The sequence below is a fragment of the Corynebacterium sp. UMB8791 genome, from assembly GCF_054166365.1.
The window spans coordinates 1-6,129 of sequence record NZ_JBSZCG010000142.1 but is presented as its reverse complement, the minus strand read 5'-3'; the positions used below and the strand labels follow the sequence as shown (position 1 = coordinate 6,129).

The 6,129-nt window shown below is 55.2% G+C and carries 4 protein-coding genes and 2 pseudogenes; all 6 read right to left on the bottom strand.

What is annotated here, in order from left to right; all coding sequences use genetic code 11:
• Positions 1–128: 128 nt before the first annotated feature.
• A pseudogene (locus ACXIUA_RS09715) lies at positions 129–1,166 on the bottom strand (Dyp-type peroxidase); the annotation flags it as partial.
• Positions 1,162–1,917: pseudogene (locus ACXIUA_RS09710) on the bottom strand (glycosyltransferase family 4 protein); the annotation flags it as partial. The pseudogenes ACXIUA_RS09710 and ACXIUA_RS09715, both read right to left, overlap by 5 nt.
• Entirely contained in the window at positions 1,914–2,816 is a 903-nt protein-coding gene (locus ACXIUA_RS09705; RefSeq protein WP_256005058.1) for a phosphatidylinositol mannoside acyltransferase, read from the bottom strand. The pseudogene ACXIUA_RS09710 and the gene ACXIUA_RS09705, both read right to left, overlap by 4 nt.
• Positions 2,817–2,829: 13 nt before the next feature.
• Entirely contained in the window at positions 2,830–3,483 is a 654-nt protein-coding gene (gene pgsA / locus ACXIUA_RS09700; protein WP_457976700.1) for a phosphatidylinositol phosphate synthase, read from the bottom strand.
• A gap of 4 nt (positions 3,484–3,487) precedes the next feature.
• Positions 3,488–4,039 carry an HIT family protein gene (locus ACXIUA_RS09695; RefSeq protein WP_256005062.1) on the bottom strand — a complete coding sequence of 184 codons (552 nt, stop codon included), beginning with the start codon at positions 4,037–4,039 and terminating at the stop codon, positions 3,488–3,490.
• A gap of 20 nt (positions 4,040–4,059) precedes the next feature.
• Positions 4,060–6,129 carry a threonine--tRNA ligase gene (thrS, locus tag ACXIUA_RS09690; protein WP_256005064.1) on the bottom strand — a complete coding sequence of 690 codons (2,070 nt, stop codon included), beginning with the start codon at positions 6,127–6,129 and terminating at the stop codon, positions 4,060–4,062.

Sequence of the window (6,129 nt, the reverse complement as noted above, 5' to 3'; positions counted from 1 at the left end):
GTTCGTGCGCTCCTTTGCGCTTCAATGAGGTACGTCATACCTGGACGCACCCAGCTGGATTCGTACAAGCTCGCCGGAACCTTTAAATACTGAGGTCGGCAAACATGGCAAAAATCATACCGCGTTCACTACGCGAGTAGTGACTCGGCCCAGAAACTCGGAGCACCATCTTGCGCCTGCGTGCCCGGTGGTATCCAGTACACCGCCGAACCAATGTGCGTGATCCATTCATTCAGTCGGTCAGCCTCATCGAGCCTTTTGAGGACCGGAGTGAATTGCGTATCTGGGTTTTCCTGAAATGCAATGAACACTAAGCCAGCGTTGGACAGCTGTTCTTGCCCAGGCTCAGGCGGCAAATTGTAGTTATAAGGGCGCCGTTTAAATTTCTGCTCCGGGTGCCCTTCAGGCGCCATTGACCTGGCAACGTGCGAGTTTCTATCGACCTTTGGCAGGCCATATTCGTCCCGCGCTTCCAGATCTACCGGAGTGAACTCTTCGCCGCCCGAAAGGGGTGCTCCGTTGTCTAGCCTGCGCCCGACGGCCTCTTCACGGGATGTCCGGTCGAGCATTTCCCAGGTGTCAAGGTTCATCGCTATTCGACGAACCACCATCGACGTTCCACCTTCAAACTCTGCAGCGCCTTTTGCCCACACCTGGGCGTCGTATTCCTCATCAGTGTGAGGGTTTACCGTGCCATCAATCTGTCCAAAGAGATTCCGTGGCGTGGTTCCTTCGCGGTGTACAGCAGGGTTATTCATGAACCCTTGCTGCACCCACGCGGTAGCTACATAATCGACGCCAGCTCGCACCATATGACGCATCGCCCATGCGCACATCAGTGGGTCATCTGAGCAAATCTGCAACACCACGTCAGTCTGGCCCCACTTCCGTGAAAGCTCGTCTCGCGAGAGCGCCGGAATGTCGTGGAGCCACGACGGTTTGCTCTCAGGCGCGGCGATATCAAAAAACTTCTCTCCCAACCCCACGGTAATGGTGAGGTTTGCGGGGTGTTCCGTCATCTCTGGTTCCAGGCTGGCCAACGGGTTTTCGCCGGCTGTCAACGCACGGGCATCCTCAGTCCACAGTCGCATCAATCGAGCAATCGCAGGCTTATCGACGCCATCTTTAAAATTGAAACCAATCAGATTTAGTGAGGACTGTTGAGGCCAGCAATCTCGCCTTTTCCTCCTCGCTTACGCGACCGACGAAGTTCACTCCTGGAATCTGCCGAGGCTCCCCGCTTCCGATCACCGTGAGTTCGACTCGTCCTTCAAGGTGATCGAACGCTTCAAGAAGCAGCGTTAGCCCCTTTCTTGGCTCGTCGATACGCCCCAAGAATGCGATTCGAACAGGCCCGACGGAGCTCAACGGCGCTAGCTTCCGGGCGGCTACGAACTTCCGAGTGTCCACTCCATTAGGGATAACGATCGGATCGGCTCCGATCTGTTCAACCTGCCACCTCCGAGCAAGCTCGCTTACTGCGATACCCCCGCGGATCTTTTCCAAATATTTCCGCAAAAACGGCAGTGCAAGCTGCAAAATGCGAGACCCAGTTGTAGACGTGTGGTATGTAGCGACGATCGGTCCCGAAGCCAACATAAGCGCTGCGAGCGAATAGCTAGGAGAATTGGGCTCATGGATGTGCAATACATCAAATTCGCCATCACACAGGAATTCGCGAGTAGTCGTAAAAACTTTAGGGCCGAACGCCAGGCGCGCGACAGAGCCGTTATACGGAATAGGTAACGAACGCCCACCTTTCTTTACAAACTCGGGAAGAGGCGTGTCATCACGCGCAGGCCCGAGCACTTTCACTTCATGCCCTTGGCGCAAAAGTGATTCAGCTAAATCAAGGATGTGCGCTTGAACCCCGCCTGGTTCGTCGAAAGAATACGGGCACACGATACCAATTTTCATCCCTTCGCTACCTTTTTCTTCCGGTCTGCGATCCAAAACGGCTGAAGCACATGCCAGTCTTGTGGGTGCTTTTTGATTCCGCGCTCAAACCAGCCCGCAAGCTTTTCCACTTTACCTTCTACGGAATCTGCAACAATCGGCGGCGATACGCTAGTCACCCACCCATCCATGCTGCCTGAACTCTCAAAGGCATTGTGTACTGCGAGCAGTGTCGCACCAGTCTTCTCCGCTAATACTGCCGGACCGGCGGGCATTGTCGTCTGCTCTCCAAAAAATGCTACCGGCACCCCGTGCCCACCGAGATCACGATCTGCCAACAAACAGACAATCCCTTGTTTGTACAGAGCTTCCTCGAGGAGTTGCATTGGAGGTCTCGACGCACCACGCGAAGGAATCACCTGGATTCCTAACCCACGTCGAAATTCCAAAAACGCATCGTAGAGCTCTTCGGGCTCTACCCGCTCCGCGACCGTCGAAAAGCTCCCGTATCGGTGAGCAAGCCATGCACCCGCAAGATCCCAGTTCCCCGAGTGTGGCAACGCAAGCACTACGCCCTTGCCTTGTTGAATCGCATACTCCAGATGCTCAATCCCTTGTATCGATGCAGAGAATTGCTCATGAAACCGTTCATTCGAGATTACTTTCTGCAGGCAAAAGACCTCGAGCCAATACCGCATGTATGACCGCATCGAGTTCTTCACAAGCGAACGCGTGACGTTCTCAGGTCCAACCACACGCGAGAGATTCTTACGAAGTTGCTCCGGTAACTTGCCATTGCGAGAGTAAATGTCGGCAACGAACATCATCAGACAGTAGGCGATACTGTAAGGCAGCATTGATAGCAGCTTCCACCCCATCCAGTAGCTGCGATATACGCACTCATCCTTGAACGTTTGCATGCGCGCTTCGGTCCTAGCGCGACCCAAACGTTTTAGCTCCTGCTGGCGCGGCAATCTGCCGCTTTGATGCAGGATCCTTCGCTGCAATAACGAGTCGCTGCGCAACCGTATATATCGAGCCGAAAAACAGCAGCCAAAGCCCGCATTCAATGGCGTACGGCACACCGAAGCCTTCAAATCCCAGCGCGACAAGCGCGATGAGAAGACGCTCAGGCCGCTCAACCAGCCCGCCGACAATCTTGATACCCCCGGCCTCCGCGCGCGCCTTAACGTAACTAATCACCTGGGAGAGTACTAGTACCGCAAGGCAAACTGCGACATGCGCCGGAGAAGCTTGATCTACGTACACCAGCCAGAACACGATGGCACCGAAGAGCGCTCCGTCAGTAATCCTGTCACAACTTGCGTCAAGCGTAGCTCCGAAAGCAGTCCCTCCCCCGCGGAGACGGGCCATCGTGCCATCCACCATGTCAAAAGCCGCGAAAAGACCACTCAGAATAGCTGCCAAAACAAGATGGTCAGTTGGAATGAGCACGACGGCTACCAACACAGTGAGCGCTGTTCCACCAAGCGTTGTCCAATTCGGTGTTAGACCAGCTTTAAGCAATGCAGTGGCGACCGGTTCTACGACAACGGCGGCAGGCTTTCGTCCATGAACACTGAGCATCTGCCTACTCCCCTCCAGTCTGTTGAGCCGACACTTCTTTCCAGCTCTCTGCTAGTAGCTGGCGCGTTTCACGCAGCAACTGCGGAAGCACCTTGGTGCCAGTGATGACTGTCATAAAATTTGAGTCCCCTGCCCACCTCGGGACCACATGCACGTGTAGATGATCTCCGATAGAGCCTCCGGAGGCCCTGCCTAAATTCATGCCAACGTTTATCGCTTCGGGGTCTGATACCGCCTTGAGCGTTTTCACTGCGAGCGTTACGAACCTCATAAGCTCGGCTGATTCCCCCGCAGTCAGGGCTTCAATCTCCGCCACCTTACGGTACGGCACGACCAAAATATGCCCAGCGTTATACGGATAAAGGTTCAGCACCGCGTAGACGGTCTCCCCTCGAGCCACGATGAGCCCCTCTTCATCGCTCATCGAAGGAATCTGCACGAAAGGATCACTTGACCCCTTCTCATCGCGTGGCGTTGACGCGATGTACTTCGAACGGTACGGCGCCCAAAGACGCTGAAGTCTGTCTGGAGTACCAACTCCAATGTCCTCATACATTTCTGAGCGCCTCTCTACTTCTACTGGTCAGCCTGGCGCTGTTCAACCAGCTCTTTCGTTGGTTGTTCGTTGAACTTTTCGTCCACCCAGTTGGTGATAAGCTCGACAGCCTCGTCGACGCCGACTCCATTAATTTGGGTGCCGTCGAGGAAGCGGAAGCTTACAGCGTTTGCCTCCACATCACGCGCGCCAGCGAGCAGCATGAACGGAACCTTGTGAGTGGTGTGCGTCCGAATCTTCTTCTGCATCCTGTCATCGGAATGGTCGACCTCAGCTCGGATGCCGCGTGCCCGCAGCTGCTGGATGATGCCGTCAAGGTGACCAGCGAAATCGTCAGCAACGGGGATACCTACAACCTGGTGCGGTGCCAGCCAAGCCGGGAATGCACCGGCGTAGTGCTCAAGCAGCACGCCGAAGAATCGCTCAATTGATCCAAAGAGTGCACGGTGAATCATGACTGGTCGCTTCTTGCTTCCGTCTGAGGATGTGTACTCAAGACCGAAACGCTCAGGCAGGTTGAAGTCGAGCTGAACCGTGGACATCTGCCAGGTACGACCGATGGCGTCGCGAGCCTGTACGGAAATCTTTGGCCCGTAGAACGCTGCACCTGCTGGGTCCGGAACAAGCTCGAGCCCAGACTTGGTAGCAACTGATTCTAGGATGCTCGTTGAACGCTCCCAGATATCATCATCACCGATGTACTTCTCGGGATCCTTGGTGGACAACTCCAGATAGAAATCATCAAGCCCATAGTCCCTGAGCAGGGAAATAATGAACTCCAACACACTCGTCAGCTCGTCTTCAAGCTGTTCCTCGGTGCAGTAGATATGGGCATCGTCCTGAGTAAAACCGCGTGCACGAGTCAGGCCATGCACCACGCCGGACTTTTCGTAGCGGTACACGGTACCAAACTCGAATAGTCGCAGTGGCAATTCACGGTACGAGCGTCCACGTGAATCGAAGATGAGGTTGTGCATAGGGCAGTTCATAGGCTTGACGTAGTAATCGACTGCCTGTTTGGTCACATTGCCTTCGTCGTCGGTCTCGCCGTCGAGCTGCATCGGTGGGTACATGCCGTCGGCGTACCAGTCCAGGTGTCCAGATTTTTCGAACAGCTCACCCTTCGTCAAGTGTGGGGTGTTGACGAATGAATAACCTGCCTCGAGGTGACGCTGGCGGGAGTGTTCCTCCATCACCATCCGGATAATTCCTCCATCCGGGTGGAATACCGGCAAGCCAGACCCAACTTCCTCCGGGAAGGAGAAAAGATCGAGCTCATTGCCAAGACGACGGTGGTCGCGCTTCTCTGCTTCTGCAAGCATCAACATGTGCTCATCGAGCTTTTCTTTCGACTCCCAGGCGGTGCCGTAAATACGCTGCAACCCGGCGTTATTCTGGTTGCCACGCCAGTACGCAGCTGACGAACGTGTCAGTGCGAACGCGGGAATGTACTTAGTAGTTGGCACGTGAGGCCCGCGGCACAAATCGCGCCACTCGACTTCATTCGTCCGTGGATTCACATTGTCGTAGTGGGTGAGTTCCCCGTGGCCGACTTCAGTTGCTTCGTCCGAGTCAGGGTCCACGTTTCCCTTGTCCTGCACGAGTTCAAGCTTGTACGGCTCATCAGCTAGGTCCTCTGCTGCCGCTTCAGCCGACGGGTAGACTCCACGAACAAACTTCTGGCCCTGCTTGATGATCTTCTTCATTCGGCGCTCGAGCAGCTTCAAGTCTTCTGGTGTGAACGGTTCAGCTGCGTCGAAGTCGTAGTAGAAGCCACCCTCAATGGCTGGCCCAATGCCTAACTTCGTCCCCGGAAACTCAATCTGCACTGCTTGCGCCAACACGTGAGCACACGAGTGGCGAATCACAGACCGACCCAGCTCAGTGTTCGCGGTGACTGGAGTTACTGTGGTGTCTACATCCGGCGTAAATGACAGGTCCTTCAACGACCCGTCTTCAGACTGCACGCAGACAACCGCCTCCGGGCCCTTATTCGGCAGCGACAATTCGCGCATCGCAACCCCGGCAGGAGTGTTCGCCGGGACCGTAAAGGCCTGGGCTGCATGGTGGGTTTGGTCGTTATTCGTCAT

Coding starts and splice junctions, on each gene's coding strand:
- ACXIUA_RS09705 (WP_256005058.1), bottom strand. CDS start 2,816: ATGCAAACGTTCAAGGATGAGTGCGTATATCGCAGCTACTGGATGGGG.
- ACXIUA_RS09695 (WP_256005062.1), bottom strand. CDS start 4,039: ATGTATGAGGACATTGGAGTTGGTACTCCAGACAGACTTCAGCGTCTT.
- thrS (WP_256005064.1), bottom strand. CDS start 6,129: ATGACGAATAACGACCAAACCCACCATGCAGCCCAGGCCTTTACGGTC.
- pgsA (WP_457976700.1), bottom strand. CDS start 3,483: ATGCTCAGTGTTCATGGACGAAAGCCTGCCGCCGTTGTCGTAGAACCG.